This is a genomic window from Comamonas sp. w2-DMI (assembly GCF_040187735.1).
GTDB lineage: Bacteria > Pseudomonadota > Gammaproteobacteria > Burkholderiales > Burkholderiaceae_C > Comamonas > Comamonas terrae.
Window position 1 is genome coordinate 38,448 of sequence record NZ_JBANEL010000018.1, and the last position, 19,986, is coordinate 58,433.

At 65.9% G+C, this 19,986-nt stretch carries 14 protein-coding genes; 5 read left to right on the top strand and 9 right to left on the bottom strand.

The window, feature by feature from the left end:
* Positions 1 to 35: 35 nt before the first annotated feature.
* Positions 36 to 1,853 carry a dihydroxy-acid dehydratase gene (ilvD, locus tag V8Z74_RS17895; protein ID WP_349710451.1) on the bottom strand — a complete coding sequence of 606 codons (1,818 nt, stop codon included), beginning with the start codon at positions 1,851 to 1,853 and terminating at the stop codon, positions 36 to 38.
* 636 nt (positions 1,854 to 2,489) lie between these two features.
* Here ilvD and V8Z74_RS17900 point away from each other — a divergent pair.
* The gene (locus V8Z74_RS17900) at positions 2,490 to 3,098 is read left to right on the top strand and encodes a DUF4337 domain-containing protein (RefSeq protein ID WP_349710452.1); all 609 of its coding nucleotides are present in this window, start codon (positions 2,490 to 2,492) and stop codon (positions 3,096 to 3,098) included.
* Positions 3,099 to 3,161: 63 nt separating this feature from the next.
* On the opposite strand, the gene V8Z74_RS17905 is transcribed toward V8Z74_RS17900, so the two are convergent.
* The 4 genes from V8Z74_RS17905 to V8Z74_RS17920 form a co-directional block, all read right to left on the bottom strand.
* Positions 3,162 to 6,083 (bottom strand): aconitate hydratase, encoded by a 2,922-nt coding sequence (locus tag V8Z74_RS17905; protein WP_349710454.1) that lies wholly within the window; start codon positions 6,081 to 6,083, stop codon positions 3,162 to 3,164.
* A gap of 167 nt (positions 6,084 to 6,250) precedes the next feature.
* Positions 6,251 to 7,384, bottom strand: a complete 1,134-nt coding sequence (locus V8Z74_RS17910; protein WP_349710455.1) for a CaiB/BaiF CoA transferase family protein — start codon at positions 7,382 to 7,384, stop codon at positions 6,251 to 6,253.
* A gap of 37 nt (positions 7,385 to 7,421) precedes the next feature.
* Positions 7,422 to 8,417: a Bug family tripartite tricarboxylate transporter substrate binding protein gene (locus tag V8Z74_RS17915; RefSeq protein WP_349710456.1), complete on the bottom strand. Its 996-nt coding sequence runs from the start codon at positions 8,415 to 8,417 to the stop codon at positions 7,422 to 7,424.
* A 100-nt stretch (positions 8,418 to 8,517) separates the two neighbouring features.
* Positions 8,518 to 10,182 carry an acyl-CoA dehydrogenase family protein gene (locus V8Z74_RS17920; protein WP_349710457.1) on the bottom strand — a complete coding sequence of 555 codons (1,665 nt, stop codon included), beginning with the start codon at positions 10,180 to 10,182 and terminating at the stop codon, positions 8,518 to 8,520.
* Between the two features lie 106 nt (positions 10,183 to 10,288).
* Between V8Z74_RS17920 and V8Z74_RS17925 the strand changes: the two genes are divergently transcribed.
* Positions 10,289 to 11,176: a LysR family transcriptional regulator gene (locus V8Z74_RS17925; protein WP_349710458.1), complete on the top strand. Its 888-nt coding sequence runs from the start codon at positions 10,289 to 10,291 to the stop codon at positions 11,174 to 11,176.
* 259 nt (positions 11,177 to 11,435) lie between these two features.
* On the opposite strand, the gene V8Z74_RS17930 is transcribed toward V8Z74_RS17925, so the two are convergent.
* On the bottom strand, positions 11,436 to 13,628 hold the full coding sequence (locus V8Z74_RS17930) for a TonB-dependent receptor (protein ID WP_349710459.1): 2,193 nt from the start codon (positions 13,626 to 13,628) through the stop codon (positions 11,436 to 11,438).
* Positions 13,629 to 13,712: 84 nt separating this feature from the next.
* Positions 13,713 to 14,075, bottom strand: a complete 363-nt coding sequence (locus tag V8Z74_RS17935) for a hypothetical protein (RefSeq protein WP_349710460.1) — start codon at positions 14,073 to 14,075, stop codon at positions 13,713 to 13,715.
* A gap of 319 nt (positions 14,076 to 14,394) precedes the next feature.
* Here V8Z74_RS17935 and bfr point away from each other — a divergent pair, with 319 nt between their 5' ends.
* Positions 14,395 to 14,859 (top strand): bacterioferritin, encoded by a 465-nt coding sequence (gene bfr / locus V8Z74_RS17940; protein ID WP_066481217.1) that lies wholly within the window; start codon positions 14,395 to 14,397, stop codon positions 14,857 to 14,859.
* 122 nt (positions 14,860 to 14,981) lie between these two features.
* Here bfr and V8Z74_RS17945 read toward each other — a convergent pair whose 3' ends face one another.
* Both V8Z74_RS17945 and V8Z74_RS17950 read right to left on the bottom strand, forming a co-directional pair.
* Positions 14,982 to 15,662 carry a 7-cyano-7-deazaguanine/7-aminomethyl-7-deazaguanine transporter gene (locus V8Z74_RS17945; RefSeq protein ID WP_349710461.1) on the bottom strand — a complete coding sequence of 227 codons (681 nt, stop codon included), beginning with the start codon at positions 15,660 to 15,662 and terminating at the stop codon, positions 14,982 to 14,984.
* 267 nt (positions 15,663 to 15,929) lie between these two features.
* Positions 15,930 to 16,871, bottom strand: a complete 942-nt coding sequence (locus V8Z74_RS17950) for a LysR family transcriptional regulator (protein WP_349710462.1) — start codon at positions 16,869 to 16,871, stop codon at positions 15,930 to 15,932.
* Positions 16,872 to 17,018: 147 nt separating this feature from the next.
* On the opposite strand from V8Z74_RS17950, the gene V8Z74_RS17955 reads away from it, so the two are divergent.
* Positions 17,019 to 18,014 (top strand): Bug family tripartite tricarboxylate transporter substrate binding protein, encoded by a 996-nt coding sequence (locus tag V8Z74_RS17955; RefSeq protein ID WP_502879576.1) that lies wholly within the window; start codon positions 17,019 to 17,021, stop codon positions 18,012 to 18,014.
* A gap of 54 nt (positions 18,015 to 18,068) precedes the next feature.
* A complete protein-coding gene (locus V8Z74_RS17960; protein ID WP_349710463.1) occupies positions 18,069 to 19,976 on the top strand; it encodes an acyl-CoA synthetase in 1,908 nt (635 codons plus the stop codon).
* The last annotated feature ends 10 nt before the right edge of the window (positions 19,977 to 19,986 follow it).

Below are 19,986 nucleotides of genomic sequence, written 5' to 3' on the forward strand. Positions count from 1 at the left end.
TTTGGGTGAATGCAGGGTCAGCCAGGCGAGGGCTGTCACTTCTTGTCGCGCAGCCAGGTGACGGCGCCCGAGTGGGTGACCGCGCCCTGGTGGGCGGGGCGCACGGTCAGCGCATATTTCTCCAGCAGGCCGCCCAGCGGCCGCTGCTGCGCACGGGCGGCCCTGGCGGCCTCCAGTCGCGTCGCAATGACTTCGGGCGCCAGCTCCACCGTGATGCTGCGCGCACCGGCCCGCGCATCGATGGCGATGATGTCGCCGTCCTGCAGCGCGGCAATCGGCCCGTTGTCAGCCGCCTCCGGGCCCGCATAGCCTATGCACAGGCCGCGCGTGGCGCCCGAGAAGCGCCCGTCGGTGAGCAGGGCCACCTTGTCGCCCATGCCCTGGCCGTAGAGCAAGGCCGTGATGCCCAGCATCTCGCGCATGCCGGGGCTGCCCCGGGGCCCTTCGTTGCGGATCACCAGCACATCGCCAGGCGCATAGGCCATGGCCTGCACGGCGTCCTGGGCTTGCTCTTCCGATTCGAACACGCGCGCCGGCCCGCGGTGCACCAGGGTATGCAGCCCCGCGGTCTTGAGCAGGGCACCGTCCGGGCACAGATTGCCCTTGAGCACCGTGAGCCCGCCGTCGGGCGAGATCGGATGGCCGGCCTTGCGCACCACTTCGCCGTCGGGCTCGGCGGCATCGGCCACTTCCTGGGCCAGCGTGCGGCCCGTGAAGGTCAGCGCGTCGCCGTGCAGCAGGCCCTGCTCCAGCAGGGCGCGCAGGATGACGGCCGCGCCTCCGATGTAGTACACGTCGCGCGCCAGGTAGCGGCCGCCGGGCTTGAGGTCGGCGATCAGCGGCGTGCGCGCGAAGATCTCGGCCACGTCGTCGAGATGAAAGCGTATGCCGGCCTCGTGTGCGATCGCCGGCAGGTGCAGGGCCGCATTCGTGGAGCCGCCCGTGGCGCAGACCACCGCGCAGGCGTTTTCCAGGGCCTTGCGCGTGACGATGTCGCGCGGCAGCACGGCCTCGCCCCGGGCGCCGGCCCAGACCATGTCCATGAGCTGGCGGCCCGCGCGGCGCATCAGCGGCGCGCGTTCGCTGAACACGGCCGGCACCATGCTGGAGCCGATCGGCGCCAGGCCCAGGGCCTCGCTCACCATGCCCATGGTGTTGGCCGTGAACTGCCCGGCGCAGGCCCCGGCCGAGGGCAGGCAGGCGCGCGTGACGGTGTCCAGTTCCTGCAGCGTGGAGGTGCCGGCCAGCACCTTGCCTATGGTTTCGTAGGTGTCGACCACGTTGAGGTCACGCCCCGAGGCGCTGCCCGGCATCTGCCCGGGCAGCGCCGAGCCGCCGTGCACGAAGACGCTGGGCACATTGCAACGCACCATGGCCATCATCAGCCCCGGCAGGTTCTTGTCGCAGGCGCCCACGGCAAAGATGCCGTCCCACTGGTGGCCGCGCACCGAGGCCTCCACGCTGTCGGCGATCAGCTCGCGCGAGATCAGCGAAAAGCGCATGCCCGAGTGCGCCATGGTCAGGCCGTCGCTGACCGAGACCACGGGACACTCGTGGGGCATGCCGCCGCCCGCGTAGATGCCGGTCTTGGCATGCTGGGCCTGCTCGCGCAGGTTCATGTTGCAGGGGCTCATCTCCCCGCCCGTATGGAACACGCCCACATGCGGGCGCGCGATCTCCTCGTCGTCCTGGCCCAGCGCATGCAGAAAGCTGCGCGCGCTGGCGCGGAGCGTGCCGCGGTGCACCGTGGCGGAGCGAAACGCAGGGACGGCACCGGATGGCGTGCCGGAACCGGAAGAGGCCTGCGTGCTGCCAGGGGTGGCGCGGGAGTCGGAAGATCGGGAATCGTTCATGAAAGGCAGGCTCGGCGGCAGGCAAGGGACAAGGCGGAACAAACCGGGGATGCGGGAAAGCGCCGGATGCGGCGCAGCTTGTGCAGGCATGTACCCCACGCAAGCCGCGCCGCAATGTTTATGAAAAATAACCTTCCGGCCTGCTGCTGGATATTGGCGTTTTACCTTGCCACCCTCTGCAAGCCAGCGCACGAGGCGATCGCTTTCGGCCTCCAGTAGGCTGCGCGCGCATTCGAGATAATTTCGCCTTGTTGCAAAAAAAACATAATTTCACCCGTGCATCCCTCCCCGTCTACGCGCCAGTTGGGCGCCCTCGCCTGCGCCGGCTGTAGCGCGTTCCGAGGTTACTGTGGCAGGCATTGCATTGCCACAGCCCTCTTCACGGTGGAGCGCGAGGCAGCAAACTCCCTGGGCATGTGCCAGCGCAAGAAGTCCTGAGCCTCCTGCACCCAGAAAAAAACCGGTTGGAGAACCGGTTTTTTTCTGGCGGGGAGACCTCTTGCCGGAGCCTGCCTCGACCTGCTGCGCATGGCGCCGCCAAGCGATACGGGCAGCACTCAGCCCAAGGGTCTCCCTGGAGTACGGTCCTGCAGGGCTCATAATCCGCGCCACCCCTCAATCAAGGATTTGGCATACATGTCTTCCGACGGCTTTCACGTCCATGGCCCACACGATCACGAGCTCGAGCACGCCGCCGAAGGCGAGCATGGCGCAACCGCCCACCATGGCATCGGCGGCGGCAGCCTGACCAACCAGATCGCCATGTGCACGGCGGTCATCGCCACGGTGGGCGCCATCTTCTCGTACATGGGCGGCGCCACCCAGGCGAATGCCGGACTCTATAAAAACGATGCGGCCATCAAGAAGACCGAGGCCGCCAACCAGTGGGCCTTCTACCAGGCCAAGAGCACCAAGCAGTCGCTGGCCGAGTTCGCGCGCGACCTGGCCGCCACGGATGACAGGCGTGCAGCCTACCAGGCCAAGGTGGACCGCTATGAGAAGGAAAAGGACGATATCAAGCGCGACGCCGACCGGCTGGAACGCGAGGCCAAGCACTGGGACGAACAGTCCGAGATGCAGATGCACCTGCACCATCGCTGGGCCCAGGCCACCACCGCGCTGCAGGTGGCCATTGCGCTGGCTGCCATCGCACTGCTGACCAAGAAGAAATGGCTGGAATACGCCATGCTCGGCGTGGCCGTGCTCGGCCTGGGCGTGGGCGGGCTGGCGATGCTCCATATCTGACAGAGCCTCGGCAATGCAAAAGGGCCGGGCATGCACCCGGCCCTTTGCGGTTTGAGCGGGCTGTCACTCGCCCAGCAGCTGCCGCAGCACGTAGGGCAGGATGCCGCCATGGCGGTAGTAGTCGACCTCGATGGGCGTATCGATGCGCAGCTTCACGATCACCGTCTGCTTGCTGCCATCGGCGCGCGTGATCACGAGCTGGGCATCGCTCTGGGGCGCCAGGTCGGGGGCAGGGATCACGTCGATGAACTCCTCGCCCGTCAGGCCCAGGGTCTGCCAGCTGTCGCTGCCCTTGAACTGCAGCGGCAGCACGCCCATGCCCACCAGGTTGGAGCGGTGGATGCGCTCGAAGCTGCGGGCCACCACGGCCTTGATACCCAGCAGCTGCGTGCCCTTGGCCGCCCAGTCGCGGCTGGAGCCCGTGCCGTACTCCTCGCCGGCCAGCACCACGGTGGCGCGGCCTGCGGTCTGGTACTTCATGGCCGCATCGTAGATGGACAGCTTCTCGGTCACGCCATGGTCGTCGCGGTACAGCGTGACTCCGCCCTCCTCGCGCGAGCCGTCGGCCAGCGGCGGAATCATGAGGTTCTTGATGCGCACGTTGGCAAAGGTGCCGCGCATCATCACCTCATGGTTGCCGCGGCGCGATCCGTAGCTGTTGAAGTCGGTCTTCTGGACGCCATGCGCGAGCAGCCATTGGCCCGCGGGAGAGCTTTCCTTGATGGAGCCGGCCGGCGAGATGTGGTCGGTGGTGATGGAGTCGCCGAACAGCGCCATGATGCGCGCGCCGTGCACCGCGTAGGGATTGCCATTCCTTGCAGCCTTTTGCCCTGCAGGGCTTTGCGCATCTGCGGCAGGAGCTTCCAGTTCGAGAGTGAATTTCTCGAAGAACGGCGGCTCCGCGATATAGGTGCTCTCGGGCCAGGTGTAGGTGGCGCCGGTCACGCCCTGGATCTTCTCCCAGAGCTTGCCGGGGTCGCTGGCCACCTGCTCGTAGTTGCTGCGGAAGGCCTTGCCGTTCATCGCATACTTGAGCAGCGCATGCACTTCCTCGCTGCTGGGCCAGATGTCGCCCAGGTACACGTCCTTGCCGCCCTTGCCCTGGCCTACGGGCTCGGTCATCAGGTCCTTGAGCACGGTGCCCGCGATCGCATAGGCCACGACCAGCGGCGGGCTGGCCAGGAAATTGGCCTTGATGTTGGGATGGATGCGCGCCTCGAAATTGCGGTTGCCCGAGAGCACGGCCGCGCAGACCAGGTTGTTCTGCTGGATGGAGGCATTGATCTCGGGCGTGAGGTCGCCCGCATTGCCGATGCAGGTGGTGCAGCCATAGCCGGCCAGCGCAAAGCCCAGCTTCTCCAGGTAGGGCAGCAGGCCGGCCTCGGTCAGGTAGCGCGTGACCAGGCGCGAGCCGGGAGCCAGCGAGGTCTTGATGTGCGGCTTGACCTTGAGCCCCGCTTCCACGGCCTTCTTGGCCAGCAGGCCCGCTGCCAGCATGACGCTGGGGTTCGAGGTGTTGGTGCAGCTGGTGATGGCGGCAATCAGCACGTCGCCGTTGCCGATGGTGACCGGCCCGGCCTCGACCGGTGCCCCGGACAGCGGATGCGCCGACATCGGCGTCGGCTTGTTGGCCTCCATCTCCACTTCGAAGCGCGGCGCGGCCATGGGTGTGGGCGGGTTGTCGCGCATGCGCACGCCGCGCTCCTGGTGCGGCGCCTCCAGCAGATGACGGGTCAGCAGCAGCTCCGGCGCCTGGTTGAAGCCGTTGTCGGCCACCGGCTTGGAAAACAGCGTGCGGAAGGTGTCGGCCACGTTGCCGATCTCGATGCGGTCCTGCGGCCGCTTGGGGCCCGCCAGGCTGGGAGCGACGGTGGACAGGTCCAGCCTCACCACATGCGAATAGTCGATCTGGCCGGCCTTGGGCACGCCGAACAGGCCCTGCGCCTTGAAGTAGCGCTCGAAGGCATCGATTTCGCTCTTGGTGCGGCCGGTGCCCTTGAAGTAGTCGATGGTCTTGTCGTCCACCGGGAAAAAGCCCATGGTCGCGCCGTATTCGGGCGCCATGTTGCCGATCGTCGCGCGGTCCGGCACGGCCAGGCTGCGCGTGCCCTCGCCGAAGAATTCGACGAACTTGCCCACCACCTTTTCCCGGCGCAGGATTTCGGTCACCGTCAGCACCAGGTCGGTGGCCGTCACCCCTTCGCGCAGCTTGCCCGTCAGTTCGAAGCCCACCACGTCGGGCGTGAGGAAGTACACCGGCTGGCCCAGCATGGCCGCCTCGGCCTCGATGCCGCCCACGCCCCAGGCCACGACGCCGATGCCGTTGATCATGGTGGTGTGGCTGTCGGTGCCGACCAGGGTGTCGGGGTAGTACACAGGCCCTTCGCCCTTGCCGTTCCTGGCCTTGTGCACGCCGCGCGCCAGGTATTCGAGATTGACCTGGTGCACGATGCCGAAGCCCGGCGGCACCACGCCGAAGGTGTCGAAGGCCTGCATGCCCCACTTCATGAACTGGTAGCGCTCCTGGTTGCGCTGGAACTCCAGCTTCATATTCAGGTCCAGCGCCTGCTTGGTGCCGAAGTAGTCGACCATGATGGAGTGGTCGACCACCAGGTCCACAGGCACCAGGGGCTCGATGGCCTTGGGCTTTTTGCCCAGCCTGGCGGCCGTGCTGCGCATGGCGGCCAGGTCGGCCAGCAGCGGCACGCCCGTGAAGTCCTGCAGCACCACGCGCGAGACCACGAAGGGAATCTCGTCCACGCGCTCGGCATTGGGCTGCCAGCGCGCCAGTTGCTCCACATGCCCGGTCGTGATCTTCTTGCCGTCGCAATTGCGCAGCACCGATTCCAGCACGATGCGGATGGACACCGGCAGGCGATTGATCTCGGGAAACTGCTTGGCCAGGGCCGGCAGGGAGTAGAACCGGCCTTTCTTGCCATCGGCAAGCTCAAAGGACTTCAGGGTTTTGGCAAAAGCATGCGACATCGTGAGACTCTCCATCGACAGAACACAGGGGGTAACGCTTTCGCATTCCATTGTGCACACAACTGCCCCGCCAGGGTGTGGGACGCCACACTATCCACCTTGGCCATGTTCGTTTTCAGGAGCAAGAAAGCCCGCACGCGGCGGGCCCGGGTGGCAGGAGCCAAAGTTCAAACTCCGGAATCCGGCAGGAAATCCGTCCCTTCGCTCAAGGGCGCGAAACGATAGCTGGCCGGCGTGCGGCCGAGCTTGACCGGCGCGCCCAGCCCCTGGTATTCGCCCATCTTCACCACCATCTCGCGGTGCGCGGTATGCGGATGCTCCAGGGCCTGCTGCACGTCCAGCACTGGCGCGGCGGGCACGCCGATGGCCATCAGCTCGTCGGCGAGCTTCACGCCGTCGAATCCGGCAAAGGCCTGCTGCAGCAAGGCCTTGAGCTCGGCGCGGTGGACGGAGCGCTGGCCCGCCGTGGCAAAGCGCTCGTCCTGCGCCAGAGCCTCCTGGCCGACATGGCCGCACAGCAGCCGGAACTGCCGGTCGTTGCCCACGGCCAGGAAGATGGGGGCGCCGCCCGTGCTCACCACGTCATAGGGGTAGATGTTGGGATGGGCATTGCCCGAGCGCTGCGGCACCTTGCGCCCCATGAACCAGTTGGCCGCATGCGGATGCAGCAGCGACAGGCCGGAGTCGTACAGCGACGCGTCCACCAGCTGGCCCTGGCCGCTGCGCCCGCGCTCGTGCAGCGCCAGCAGCACGCCGATGGTGGCGTTCAGCCCCGTCACCATGTCCACCACCGGCAGGCCCACGCGCAGCGGATCGCCGCCGGCCTCGCCGTTGATGCTCATGATGCCGGCCATGGCCTGGATGGCGGCGTCGTAGCCGGGCAGGCTGCCCAGCGGACCGTCGGCGCCAAAGCCCGTGACGCGGCACCAGACCAGGTGCGGCAGCTCTTCGCGCATCTGCTCGTAGCCTATGCCCCACTTCTCCATGGTGCCGACCTTGAAGTTCTCCAGCACCACATCGGCCTCGGCCATCAGCTCGCGCACGCGCTGCTGGCCTGCGGGCGCGGACAGGTCGAGGAACTGGATGCGCTTGTTGCGGTTCAGGCCGAAGTAGTACGAGGCCACGCCATCCTTGAACGGCGGCCCCCAGGTGCGCGTGTCGTCGCCCTGCGGCGGCTCCACCTTGAGCACGTCGGCGCCATGGTCGCCGAGGATCTGCCCGCAGAACGGGCCGCCGAGGATGCGCGAGAGGTCCAGCACCTTGACGCCTTGCAGCGCGCCAGGGGAAAGAGGTGTGTTCATGCGAGGAATTTCTCCATGTGGACGGGGCACGGCTGCATCAATCCAGCTTTACGCCGGCCTTTTGCACCACCTCGCTCCATTTGTCGAGTTCGGTCTTCACGAAGCTGGCCAGATAGGCGGGCTTGGTGTCCGCGCCGCGCTCCAGGCCCTGGGCTGCAAATGCCTTCTTCACGTTCTCGGAGTCCAGCGCCTTGGCATAGGCCTGGTTGAGCAGCTCCACCCGGTCCGCCGGCATGCCCTTGGGACCGACCACGCCGAAGAACACGCTCACGTCATAGCCGGCCAGGCCCTGTTCGGCGATCGTGGGGATCTGCGGCATGGCGCTTGAGCGCTTCGCCGTGGCCACGCCCAGGGCCAAAACCCTGCCGGCCTTGATATAGGGCATGGCCGTGAGAATGTCGGTGAAGGTCATGTCCACCTGGCCGGCCAGCAGGTCGTTGAGCGCCGGCCCCGTGCCCTTGTAGGGCACGTGCTGCAGCTGGGTGCCGGCCATGCCGTTGAACAGCACGCCCGCCAGATGGGACGAGGCGCCGTTGCCCGAAGACGCGAAGTTGAGCTTGCCGGGCTTGCTCTTTTCCAGTGCGATCAGCTCCTTGACGTTGCCCACGCCCAGGTCCGGCCGCACCACCAGCACATTGGGCAGGTAGCCCACGTAGATGATGGGCGTGAAGCTGGTGCGCGGGTCGTAGCTGATGGACTTATACAGCGGCTTGTTGATGGCCAGCGGGCCCGAGGTGCCGAACATCAGCGTGTAGCCGTCCGGCTTGGCACGGGCCACGTAGTCCGCGCCGATGTTGCCGCCGGCGCCGGCCTTGTTCTCCACGATCACGCTCTGGCCCAGTTCCCTGGTCAGCTCGGTGGCCAGGATGCGGGCCATGGCATCGGTGGGGCCGCCGGGCGGGAACGGCACGATGAACATGATGGGCCGCTCGGGGAATTTCTCCGCGGCCACGGCATTCAAAGATACGCCCATGCACAGGGCGGCGCTGGCGGCTGCAACGGTTGCGGCCAGCAGGCGGCGGCTGATGTTCATCTCTTGTCTCCTTGGTGGGTACGCCGATCGGTGTCGGCTTTCAAAATACATAGCTGATGGCGCTTGTCTGTATTGCGCCAGAGCCGTTTTATTCATTGATTCACTCTTGCCAAGCAGGCGGCATCTCGGCCGCCTCCAGCGGATCGCGCGGCAACACGCGGTGCAGCAGCACCAGCTGCGACAGGCGCAGGCGCTCGGCCGAGCCGGTCTGCGCGGCCTCCCAGGCCATGGCGATGGCCGTGGTGCAGTTGTACAGGCCCGTGGCGGCCTGGCGGGCCAGCACATCGCCGCCCTCTTGCGCCGCCTTCTCGGCCAGCGCGCTGGCGCGGGCCAGCGCGGCTTCCAGCGCCTGGCGGTAGCCGGGCACCAGCCTGGCCTGTTCGAGCAGGCCGCGCAGGTGCTGCTGCAGCACCGGCAGCGAGCCTTCGCGCCTGATGGCGCGGATCACGTCCAGCGCCACGATGTTGCTCGTGCCTTCCCAGATCGAGCCCAGGTGGGCATCGCGCACCAGGCGCGGGTCGCTCCACTCCTCGATGTAGCCGCAGCCGCCGCGCACTTCCATGGCGTCGCCGGTCACCTTGCGCGCATCGCGGCAGGCGCGGAACTTGATCATGGGCGTGAGGATGCGCAGCAGCGCATAGGCGCCCTCCTCGCCGGCGTCCGAGCGCATCAGCGTCTGCGCGGTCTGGAACACCATGGTGCGCGCCTGCTCGGCGGGCACGCGCAGCTTGTCGAGCTGGCGCTGCATCAGCGGCATGTCTTCCAGACTCTTGCCGAAGGCGATGCGCTCATGGGCGATGAACTCGGCCTCGGCCACGGCGCGGCGCATCATGCCGGCCGAGCGCACGCCGTTGGACAGGCGCGAGTTGTTGACCATGTCGGCCATCTGCACGAAGCCGCGGCCCTGCTCGCCCACGAGATAGGCCACGGCGCCGTCCATGCGGATCTCGCCGCTGGCCATGGACTTGGTGCCCAGCTTGTCCTTGAGGCGGATGATGCGGTAGTGGTTGGCGCTGCCGTCGTCCAGGGTGCGCGGCAGCAGGAACAGCGAAATGCCCTTCATGCCCGGCGCCCCGCCTTCTACGCGCGCCAGCACCATGGCGAACTCGGCATCGGGGTTGGAGCAGAACCACTTGTCGCCGGTCAATCGCCACGAGTCGTCGGCCTGGGGATAGGCCATGGTCAGCGTGTTGGCGATGTCGGAGCCGGCAGCCTGCTCGGTCATGAACATGGCGCCTTGCGCCTGCTCGTCCCAGTCCAGCGACAGCAACTGCGGCAGGTACTTGTTCACCAGTTCGGGCGCGCCGAACTTCTTGAGCGTGCGCGTGAGCGAATCGGTCATCGACAGCGGGCAGCACAGGCCGAATTCCGACTGCACGAACAGGTAGGTCAGTGCGTATTTGACGGCCGGCGGCATCCTGCCCTGCCAGCCCAGCATGTCATCGCGGTGCGAGATGGCCTGCAGGCCGAACTCGCCGTAGGCGATGCGCTCCAGTTCCTCGTAGGCCGGGTGCTTGACGATGCGCTGCCGGTCCAGGCCCGAGCGGGTGCGGTGCTCCAGCGTGGGCGGGTTCTTGTCGGCAATGCCGGCCAGCTCGTCGATGCGCCCACCGGCCAGCTCGCCCATGCGCCGCAGGTAGGGCTGCAGGTGGGCCAGCAGGTCGGCCGGCAGGTAGAGCTCGAGCAGCAATTGCAGCTCGGTGTCGGTGGTATAGAAATTGGCGCCGTGGCGGTCTGGCACCGGGTGGGCTGCATTGACGGACATCGGGTCTCCTGCCGGAATCATTTGCCGCAAATTTCAGCACCCTCATGTATTCGCGTCAAATATTATTAAAATCTTTCTCAATATTTTTTGAATATCAATAAGCACCATGGAACTGCGGCTGCTGCACTACTTCGTCACCCTGGCCGAAGAGCTTCACTTCAGCCGCGCGGCCCAGCGGCTGTCGATCTCGCAGCCGCCGCTGTCCGTGGCGATCAGGCAGCTGGAGCAAGAGCTGCAGGCCCAGTTGTTCGAGCGCAGCAGCAAGGGCGTGCGGCTCACGGCCGCCGGAGAGCATCTGCTGGGCAAGGCGCGCCAGCTGCTGGCGCTGAGCCGGCAGGCCGCGCAGGAAACCCGCGACGTGGCCCAGGGCACGCGCGGCCATCTGCGCCTGGGCTTTGTCGGCTCCAGCCTGTACCGCGGCCTGCCCCAGGCGCTGGAGCAATTCCAGCAAAGCCATCCGCAGGTACGCGTGGACATGCTGGAGGCCAACAGCGCCGAGCAGATCCTGGACCTGCAGCAGATGCGGCTGGACATGGCCCTGGTCCACTCCATCCAGCCGCCCGAAGGCATTGCCAGCCAGCTCATCGTGGAAGAGCCTTTCGTGGTCTGCCTGCCCGCGCACCATGCCCTGCATGCCAGCGCGGCCGTCGACCTGGCCGAGCTCAGGAACGACCGGCTGATCCTGTTTTCCAGCCTGGTCTCGCCGGCCTACCACCAGCGCATCTACGAGATGTGCCTGGCGCACGGCTTCGCGCCCGAGGTGCGGCACGAGGTGCGGCACTGGCTGTCCGTGATCTCGCTGGTCTCGCTGGGCCAGGGCGTGGCCCTGGTGCCCGCGGCGCTGGAGCGCGTGGGCATGCCGCGCCTGGCGTTCCGCCCGCTGCAGGGCTCGCACCCTTCGTCGGAGATGCTGGCCATGTGGCGCCGCACACCGGACAATCCGCTGGTGCAGGCGCTGCTGGCCTGCCTGCAGCAGGCCGCGGCCGAGCTTTGAGGAGGCCCGGTCACGGCCTCTCATGAAGACTGTTCCTCATTGACCAACGTGCTGCCTTGAACCGCCGGCCTGTTTGATATGGCCACCCGGCCGCGTCGGCTACCGCACCATGGCGGACTCCGAGCATCTGCGCCAGCGGCTGTCCAATGACGGGTTGTCGTTGTGCAGCCGACGATGGCCACCAGGAATGCCATATGCGGACGCATGGCGCACCTTCCGGATAGCCGGCCTGGGTCGGCTGCACGAAGAGGAATGACGGTCAGAACGGCTTGCTGACCGATACCAGCAAGGTGCGGCGCGGAGCGAACTGCGGTGCGCCCACTCCGATGCCGGTGCCATCGCGCAGTTCGTAGCTGCGGTCGAACAGGTTCAGTACCGACACACGCGTTTTCAGCTTGCCCACCATGGGCAAATCGAAGTCGCGCGCGGCTCCCACGTTCACCTGCCAGTAGGTGGGCAAATGCTCGGTATTGGCAAAGCCGTTGCGCAGGCCCGAGCCGAACAGCGCGCTCGCCGTCCAGGTGGTGCCCGCCTGCAGGTAGGACACGCCGCCCGAAGCCGTCAGCTGCTGGTCATGGTCCAGATGCACCCAGTGGCTGTTGATGTAGGCCTGCTCTTCGGCATCGAAGTTGAACTGCCCGGTCTCGATGCCCTTGCCCATGGCCCGCGAAATGGCCACGTTCAGGTAGGCGCCGAAATTGCCCTGGCGGTAGTTGGCCGAGCCCTCGATGCCGTAGATGCGGCCGCGCTCGTAGTTGAACGCCGAGTACAGCAGCGCGTTGCCGAACTGGCCTTCGTCCTGCAGATGGCGCACGTCGCGGTAGTAGGCGTCGAGCCCGAGTGTCAGGTTCGGCGTCAGTTGGTGCGAAACGCCGACGTCAAAGTAGTTGGAACGCTCTGAACGCACGGCGGTGTTGGCGTCCGATGGCAGCGCATTCGTCGTACCCAGGAATTTGGCTACTGTCGTGGCGTCGAATTTCTCGGTCGGGGGCGGCGTGAAATAGCGCGCGTAGCCGGCGTGCAGGCGCGTGCGGCTCGACCAGTCGTAGGTCACGCCCAGGCGCGAGCTGATCTGCTGCTCGCTGACGATGGTGTTCACATGGTCGTAGCGCGCACCGTAATTGACGGTGAGCTTGTCCGTCGGCTTCCACTCGTCCTGCAGATATACGCCGACCGTGGAGCCCGAGCCACGCGCGTTGTCGGCGATGGCCATCGGTACGCCGCTGGTCTGCGCACCGCTGTCGTCGGCCGGGAAGACCTGTGAGCTGTTGTCTACCCCGTAGCGCTCGCGCTGCAGGAACAGGCCGCCACGCAGCGTGTGGCGGTCGTTCAGCCGGTAGCTGGCATCGCTTTGCAGGCCGTAGGCGCTGTTGCTGCGCGTGATGTTGGCGGCCACGCCGTTGTAGACCAGGTCGCCCACCGGATCGGGCATGTAGTCGGTCCGGCTCGAACGACGGAACAACGAGACCTGGTAATCGAGCTGCGACGACACCTTGTGCTGGTACGACAGGATCTGGAAATCCGTCTGCTCGCGCTGATTGGCGTTCAGATCCTGCGAGGCCGGAGGCACTGCCCCGTCGAGCGTGAACTGGGGCGCCAGGCCTGGCCTCGCGGGAATCTGGAACCGCCCGTTCGACGTGCCGAACATCAGGCCCACACGGCTGTCGGCATCGATCATGTACGACAGCATGCCAAAGGACTTGTTCTGCGTGGTGTGGTCATGGGTGGCGCTGCGGTTGCGCGTGGGGTTTTCGATGCCCAGGTTGCTTTCGGCCAGCGTGCCGCTCAGGTAATAGCTCCATGGCCCCTGCGCGCCTTGTACCTGGGCATTGAATTCGCGCCGGCCGTTGCTGCCCAGTACCGTGCCGATTTCGCCTCCAAAGGGCTTGGTCGGCCCGTCCTCGTCGGAGGCTGCGCCCTTCGTCTGGATATCGATCACGCCTGCCGTGCGATATCCATACTGCGCGGGCAACGCCCCCGTGAGCACGTTGATCTGATTGGCAAATCGCGTGTCCAGGATCTGGCCGAAGCCGCTGATCGGCTCCGGGATCACGACGCCGTTGATGCGGTACTGCAGGTTGGAATGGTCGCCACGCACGTGCAGTTGGCCATACGAGTCCTGTACCACGCCTGGCGCCTGCAGCAGCACCTGGTTCAGCGGTGTGGCCGCGCCCTGCGGCAGGCGGGCGATGTCATCGCTGTTGAAATTGTAGAGGGAGCTACCGGTGTCTGGCGAGAGCGCGTTGCGCGCCGCATCCAGGCGTTTGGCGCTCACGCGCACCTCACCCAGGCTGCCCGCTGAGGCACTGGGCTGTACTGTGACGGTGTCGTCCGGCACTTCGGAAGATGGGGAAGGCCTGGCGGCTTGCTGCGCAAGCGCAGAAACGGAAGCCAGGGCGGGCAGGACGGCAGTAAGCGCCGCCACCAGCGTACGGGGCGGGAAAGGAGTCATGGCAAACCTTTGAATCGAGCGGATGTAATGAGCGCCGACCCGTGCATTTCCATTAGTGCAAGGGCCGGAGGGCAAAAACAGGATTCAAGGCTTGGATGGGGGATCGCGCGCTCGCACGGCCACCGCGAATACCGGAGTGCCGGCGCAGGGCCAGACAGGAGGGAAATGCCAGCGCAGGGCCAGACCCAGGGCCCAGAGCACCAGCACGGGCAAGGCCAAATCCAGATCCAGCGCGGCAAACGCCGCACATTCGGGGCAAACGGCATGGTCCGACGCAGGCGGCTGCTCGGTACCGCGGCCGGCGTCGGAAAATGCCACGCCAGTTTGCGGCAGGTGCGAGAGCACGTGGCGCAGTTCCCCTTGTTCGCCGAAAAGCAGCAGCAACGCCAGCAGACAGGCTAGCCAGCGCAGGTAGGGGGACGACAGGCAGGTTGAACGCAAAGGCACGGCGAAGGCGCAGTTCAGGCAGGTGTGGATTGTGGCATGCCGGCATTGCCTGCTACAAATGCTCGGCAGCGCCACGGCTGCCATCAATGCTCCCAGCAGCCTGACGCCGACGTCGCCCAGCCGCAATTTAGCTCCTGCCCACATACCACCGCTCATCGCCAGCCGTCCGGCCCACCAGAAGACCTGCCCAAGCAATGCGAATGCATCTGCTTACGGCCCGCATCCAGAGCATGCGCGCTCGGGAATTGATAGCTGCCGGCGGCTTCGGGAGGCAGGTACCGGATACTCCAGGCTTTCCCATTCACCGAGAACAACAAACATGCAAGGCCATCCCGAAGTCGTCGACTACCTCAAGGACCTGCTGCGCGGCGAGCTGGCGGCGCGCGACCAGTACTTCGTGCATTCGCGCATCTACGAAGACCAGGGCTTCACCAGGCTCTTCACGCGCCTGGACCACGAGATGCAGGAAGAGACCCAGCATGCCGACGCGCTGCTGCGCCGCATCCTGATGCTGGGCGGCCGCCCCGACATGCGCCCCAAGGAATTCACGCCCGGCGAGACCGTGCCCGAGATGCTGCGCAAGGACCTGGACACCGAATACGAGGTGCGCGCCGGCCTCCAGCAAGGCATGGCGCTGTGCGAGCAGCACCGCGACTACGTGAGCCGCGACCTCCTGCTGGCCCAGCTGCGCGACACCGAGGAAGACCATGCCTACTGGCTGGAAAAGCAGCTGGGGCTGATCGACAAAGTGGGGCTGGAGAACTATCTGCAGAGCCAAGCCTGAACGCGCAGGTGCCCTGCTCTTCGAAGGCCGCCCCTGCAGGCGGCCTTTTTCATGGCCACGGCAGCCTCCAAAAAAAACGCCCCTGCGGAGAGGGGCTGCGACGGTGCAAGCACAGGCTGCGTTCAGGACGCTGCCGTCGCCGGCGCCGCCGGCATGCGCATGGCACGCACGATGGTGGCCAGCACCACGCCATAGGCGGGCACGAACAGCAGCAGGCTCACGGCCAGCTTGATCACGTAGTCGACCATGGCGATCTCCACCCAGTGGGCGGCCATGAAGGCATCGCTGCTGTGCCAGAAGGCGATCGAGAAGAAAGCCGCCGTGTCCAGCACCTGGCCGAACACCGAGGCGGCTGCCGGCGCCAGCCACCAGGCATGGCTTTTCTGGCGGATGCGGTCGAAGACCTGGATGTCCAGCAGCTGGCCCAGCACATAGGCGGCAAAGCTGGCCAGCGCAATGCGGAACACGAAGCTGTTGAAGCTCTGCAGCGCGTCCCAGCCGTTGAAGCGGCCTTCATGGAACAGCACGCCCACCACATAGGACACGAGAAGCGCGGGCAGCATGGCGCGCGTGATCACGCGCCGCGCCTCGGCCTTGCCGATCAGGCGCACCGTCAGGTCGGTGGCCAGGAAGATGAACGGGAAGCTGAAGGCGCCCCAGGTGCTGTGAAAGCCGAAAAGCGTGATCGGCAGCTGCACCAGATAGTTGCTGGCGATGACGATGGCGATGTGGAACGCCACGAGCACAGAGAGGTAGAAGGGCACGCGCGACGATGGCGTCTGCACGGCATGAGCGGATGTCATGACAGTCCTTTTTGGTCGATGGGGGCGAGGGAACCCATGGTTGCGGAGGATGCGCCAGTTCGGCGCAACCGCTGATTTTAAGCGGCGGGCCTATTGTCCTGCCTGCAGGCAAAGATTCATGCCTGGAAACGGATAGCGGGTATAAGAAAAAACATAGCTTGCACCGCGCATCCAGCAACAAATCTGCCGTTGAAAGCATTCAGATTTTCGGATGGATAAGCGGCAGCAGCTCTCATTTTTGATAAGCATGGAGATGCGCCCCGGGCTTCAGGCTGCGCCCCGCTCCATGAGTTCGCCTCTGACCATTCGCGGCAGCCCCATTTTGTCGGTGAGAAAGTCGATGAAAGTCACCATGGCCCGCGACTGGTGGCGGTTGGGCGTGTACATCAGGTACATGTGATTGCGGTCTATGCTGAACCGATGGCCGGCCAGGGCCTGCACCGCCTCGCCCGATTCGATATGCGGCCGGATCACGTAATCGGGCACCAGGCCGAGGCCCGTGCCGCTCAGGATGCAGTCGCGCAAAAAGGGATAGCTGCGCGACATGAGCGTGGGCACGAACTCCATCTCTTCCTCCGCCCCGCCTTCCGAGGCCAGGGCACGCACATGCAGGCGCACCCGTCCGCTGACGCCGCCCGAAGTGATGATGGGCGTGCCGCGCAGCTCGGGCAGCGTCCTGGGCAGGCCGTGCTTGGCGACCCAGGCGGCCGAGGCGCAAAGCGTGTAGCTCAGCGGCCCCAGGTCCCGCGCCACCATCATCGGCGGCGGCTCCGCAGTGACACGGATGGCCACGTCCACGCCGTCCTTGACCAGGTTGTCGATGAAGTTCTCCAGCCGCACGTCCAGAACGATGCCAGGATAGAGCTTCTTGAACTCGATCAGCCACGGCCCCATGACCAGTTGCCCGTAGCCCGTTGGCGCGCTCAGGCTGATCTTTCCGACCAGGCGCTCTTCGCTGGCGCTGACCGCTTCGCGCATGAGCACGGACTGCTGCACGATGTTTCTCGCGTGCTCGTAGATCTCGCGCCCTATGCCGGTCAGCTCCACGCCCTGCGGCGTGCGCCGCAGCAGCTCGGCACCCAGGGATTTTTCCAGTTGGGCCACGTGATAGCTAACGTTGGCCCTGGACATGTTCAGCGTGCGCGCGGCCTGGCTGAGATTTCCGCCCTCCACGATTTCCACCAGGATGCTCAAGGCCTGCAAATCCATGTCGCCGCTCGCTCACGTCAAGTTCATGTCAAATATTCTTGACCATTATGTAAACCAGCCCTGCCATTGTCAAGACGGATTTTGTTCGCAAAATGGCAGCATAAAGAAAGCAGAGCTTCGCTGGCAACCGACAAACCAGGAGACAAAATGGCATTGGCATGTTCAAAGATTCTGCGCATCCCGGCGCTGGCCGCCATGGGACTGATCGCGGCTGTGTGCGCCCAGAACGCCTCGGCGGCCGGCTGGCCCGACCACCCGGTCAAGCTGGTCGTGCCCTTTCCCGCCGGAGGCCCCACCGATTCGGCGGCGCGCGTCTATGCCGAGGCCCTGGGCCGGCGGCTGGGACAGGCCATCGTGGTGGACAACCGGCCCGGCGCATCGGGCGCCATTGCCGCCGGCCAGTTCATGAACACGCCGGCCGATGGCTACACCTTCATGATGATGGTCACGCCGACCATCCTGGCCCCGCATTTCTTCAAGACGGCCAGGTTCAACCCCGCCACCGACTTCGCCTCGGTCACCAAGATCTACGACCTGCCCAACGTCATTGCCGTCAACAAAAACTCGCTGCCGGACGTGAGCAACTTGAAATCCCTGTTCGCCAAATCCAAGGCCGCCGCCCAGCCGCTGATGTACACCAGCTCGGGCACGGGCAGCTCCGGGCACCTGAGCATGGAGCTGATGAAGACCAACCACCTGACCAATATGCAGCATGTGGCCTACAAGGGCAGCGCCCCGGCCATGAACGACACGCTGGGCGGCGTGGTGCCCGTCATCTATGCCGACATGGTCACGGCGCTGCCGCAGATCAAAAGCGGCCGCCTGGCGGCGGTGGCCGTCGGCACGCCATCGCGGGTGAAGGTGCTGCCGGACGTGCCGACCATGGCCGAGCAAGGCTTTGACGGCTATGAAGCCTCATCCTGGGGCGGCCTGGTCGCGCCCAAAAACACGCCGCAGGACATCATCGACCGCGTCAGCGCGGAATCGCAGCAGATTCTTGCCAGCGACGAACTGGCCAGGCGCTTCGAGCAGATCGGTGTCGTCCCCGCCTACCTGAACCCCGCGAAAACACAGGAGCTGATCCAGTCCGACTTCACGCGCTGGGGCAAGGTGGTCAAGGACAACCGCATCGGCACCGAATAACAGCCCTCTCCGCTCTCAGCCCTGCACCTGGCCCGCCCTCACGGGCCACATCCCATGTTCCAGCCCATACGCCCTCTGCAAAGCCTTGCCGACATCGAAGCCATAGAGCGGACACCGCTCGATCAGTTGATCGAGCCCCAGTCCACCCACGCCTTGTTCGAATCCTCGGCGCGGCTGCATGGCCAAGGCATTGCGCTGAGCTTCTTCGCCACGCCCGATGCCGGCTGCCAACCCGTACACCACACCTATGCCCAACTGCTGGGCCACATCAACCAGGTGGCCAACGCGCTGCACAGCCTGGGGGTCGGCCCCCGGGACGCGGTGGGGATATTGCTGCCGGGCTGCGCCGAGTACCACTTTGCGCTGTGGGGCGCCGAGGCCGCGGGCATTGCGCAGCCCATCAACCCGCTGCTGTCGGACGAGAAGATTTCTTCCCTTCTCAACGCCACCCAGGCCAAGGTGCTGATCGCCTGGGCCGACGAGGACAGCGCGGGCATCTGGCGCAAGATCGCCAGGCTGGACACCGGAGTCCGGCATGTGCTGTATGTCAGCCATGCGGGGATGGTGCCCGATACCGCGGGCAGGCAGGCAGGCATGCGGGCAGAGGTTCACAGCCTTGCCACTCTGATGGCAGCCCAGCCCGCAGACCGGCTGGTCTCCGCGCGAACCATACGCTCCAGCGACACCGCCGCCTACTTCCATACCGGCGGCACCACCGGCGCCCCCAAGCTGGCGGCCCAGACCCATGGCGCCCAGGTCTATACGGCCTGGGCCAGCGTGCAGATGCAGGGCCTGACCCGCGATGACCGCACGATCAACGGCTATCCGCTGTTCCACGTGGCCGGCGTGCTGCCGGGTGCCCTGGCCTGCTTTTCGGCGGGTGCGCAAGTCATTGTTCCGACCACGGAGCTGTTCAGGAACAAGCAAGTCATCTCCCGCTTCTGGCAACTGGTGGACCGCTACCGGCCCACGGTGATGTCCGCCGTGCCCACGGTGCTGTCATCGCTGGCGGACCTGGAGCTGGGCGATGCGGATATTTCTTCCATCCGCTACTTCAGAACCGGCGCCGCGCCCCTGAGCGAGGAAACGGCGCGGCGCTTCAAGGCCCGCACCGGCCTGCATGTCCACGAAAGCCTGGGCATGACCGAGATGACCGGCATCTCCACCATCACGCCCCTGGGCGTGCATGCCGGCGTCGGCCATGTAGGCTTCAGAACGCCCCACGCCCAGATCCGCATCGCCCAGCTGGACGCCGACGGCAAGCCCACGGCTGCCGAGGCCGCGCCGGGGGAAACCGGCATGGTTCTCTTCAAATCGCCAAATCTCTTCCAGGGCTATCTGGGCAATATCGACAAGGCCAGCTACCTCACGGACGACGGCTGGCTGATCTCGGGCGACCTGGGTTCGCTGTCGCCCGGCGGCCTGCTCAGGCTCAATGGCCGCGCCAAGGATCTCATCATCCGCAGCGGCCACAACATCGACCCGCAGGCGATCGAACAGGTTCTGGAAAGCCACCCGGCCGTCAAGGCCTGCGCTGCGGTAGGCGCACCCGACCCCTATGCGGGTGAAGTCCCGGTCGCCTTTGTCACCCTGGTGGAAGGCCGGCATGCGGATGCGCAAGCGCTGCGCGACTACGCGGCCCGGCATGTGGACGAGCCACCGGCAAGACCACGGTATGTGGAAATCCTGCCGGCTCTGCCCCTCACCACTGTGGGCAAGGTCTTCAAGCCCGAGCTGCGCAACCTGGCCAGGCAGCGTTATCTGGAAGCGGAGCTTGCCACGCTGCTGCAGCGCAAGGCCATACCCCTGTCTGCCAGCCCCCAGGTGCGCTTCGATGACGATCAGGGTTTTGTGGTGCGTGATCCGCAGGGCTGCCTCAGCGCTGCGGATCTGCAAGCCCTGGGGGAGCAGTTGCGCTTCCTCGGCGCCCCGATCCGCCACGAGGCAGGGCCCGCATCCTAAGGCTCAGGCG

Coding starts and splice junctions, on each gene's coding strand:
- ilvD (WP_349710451.1), bottom strand. CDS start 1,853: ATGAACGATTCCCGATCTTCCGACTCCCGCGCCACCCCTGGCAGCACG.
- V8Z74_RS17900 (WP_349710452.1), top strand. CDS start 2,490: ATGTCTTCCGACGGCTTTCACGTCCATGGCCCACACGATCACGAGCTC.
- V8Z74_RS17905 (WP_349710454.1), bottom strand. CDS start 6,083: ATGTCGCATGCTTTTGCCAAAACCCTGAAGTCCTTTGAGCTTGCCGAT.
- V8Z74_RS17910 (WP_349710455.1), bottom strand. CDS start 7,384: ATGAACACACCTCTTTCCCCTGGCGCGCTGCAAGGCGTCAAGGTGCTG.
- V8Z74_RS17915 (WP_349710456.1), bottom strand. CDS start 8,417: ATGAACATCAGCCGCCGCCTGCTGGCCGCAACCGTTGCAGCCGCCAGC.
- V8Z74_RS17920 (WP_349710457.1), bottom strand. CDS start 10,182: ATGTCCGTCAATGCAGCCCACCCGGTGCCAGACCGCCACGGCGCCAAT.
- V8Z74_RS17925 (WP_349710458.1), top strand. CDS start 10,289: ATGGAACTGCGGCTGCTGCACTACTTCGTCACCCTGGCCGAAGAGCTT.
- V8Z74_RS17930 (WP_349710459.1), bottom strand. CDS start 13,628: ATGACTCCTTTCCCGCCCCGTACGCTGGTGGCGGCGCTTACTGCCGTC.
- bfr (WP_066481217.1), top strand. CDS start 14,395: ATGCAAGGCCATCCCGAAGTCGTCGACTACCTCAAGGACCTGCTGCGC.
- V8Z74_RS17945 (WP_349710461.1), bottom strand. CDS start 15,662: ATGACATCCGCTCATGCCGTGCAGACGCCATCGTCGCGCGTGCCCTTC.
- V8Z74_RS17950 (WP_349710462.1), bottom strand. CDS start 16,871: ATGGATTTGCAGGCCTTGAGCATCCTGGTGGAAATCGTGGAGGGCGGA.
- V8Z74_RS17955 (WP_502879576.1), top strand. CDS start 17,019: ATGGCATTGGCATGTTCAAAGATTCTGCGCATCCCGGCGCTGGCCGCC.
- V8Z74_RS17960 (WP_349710463.1), top strand. CDS start 18,069: ATGTTCCAGCCCATACGCCCTCTGCAAAGCCTTGCCGACATCGAAGCC.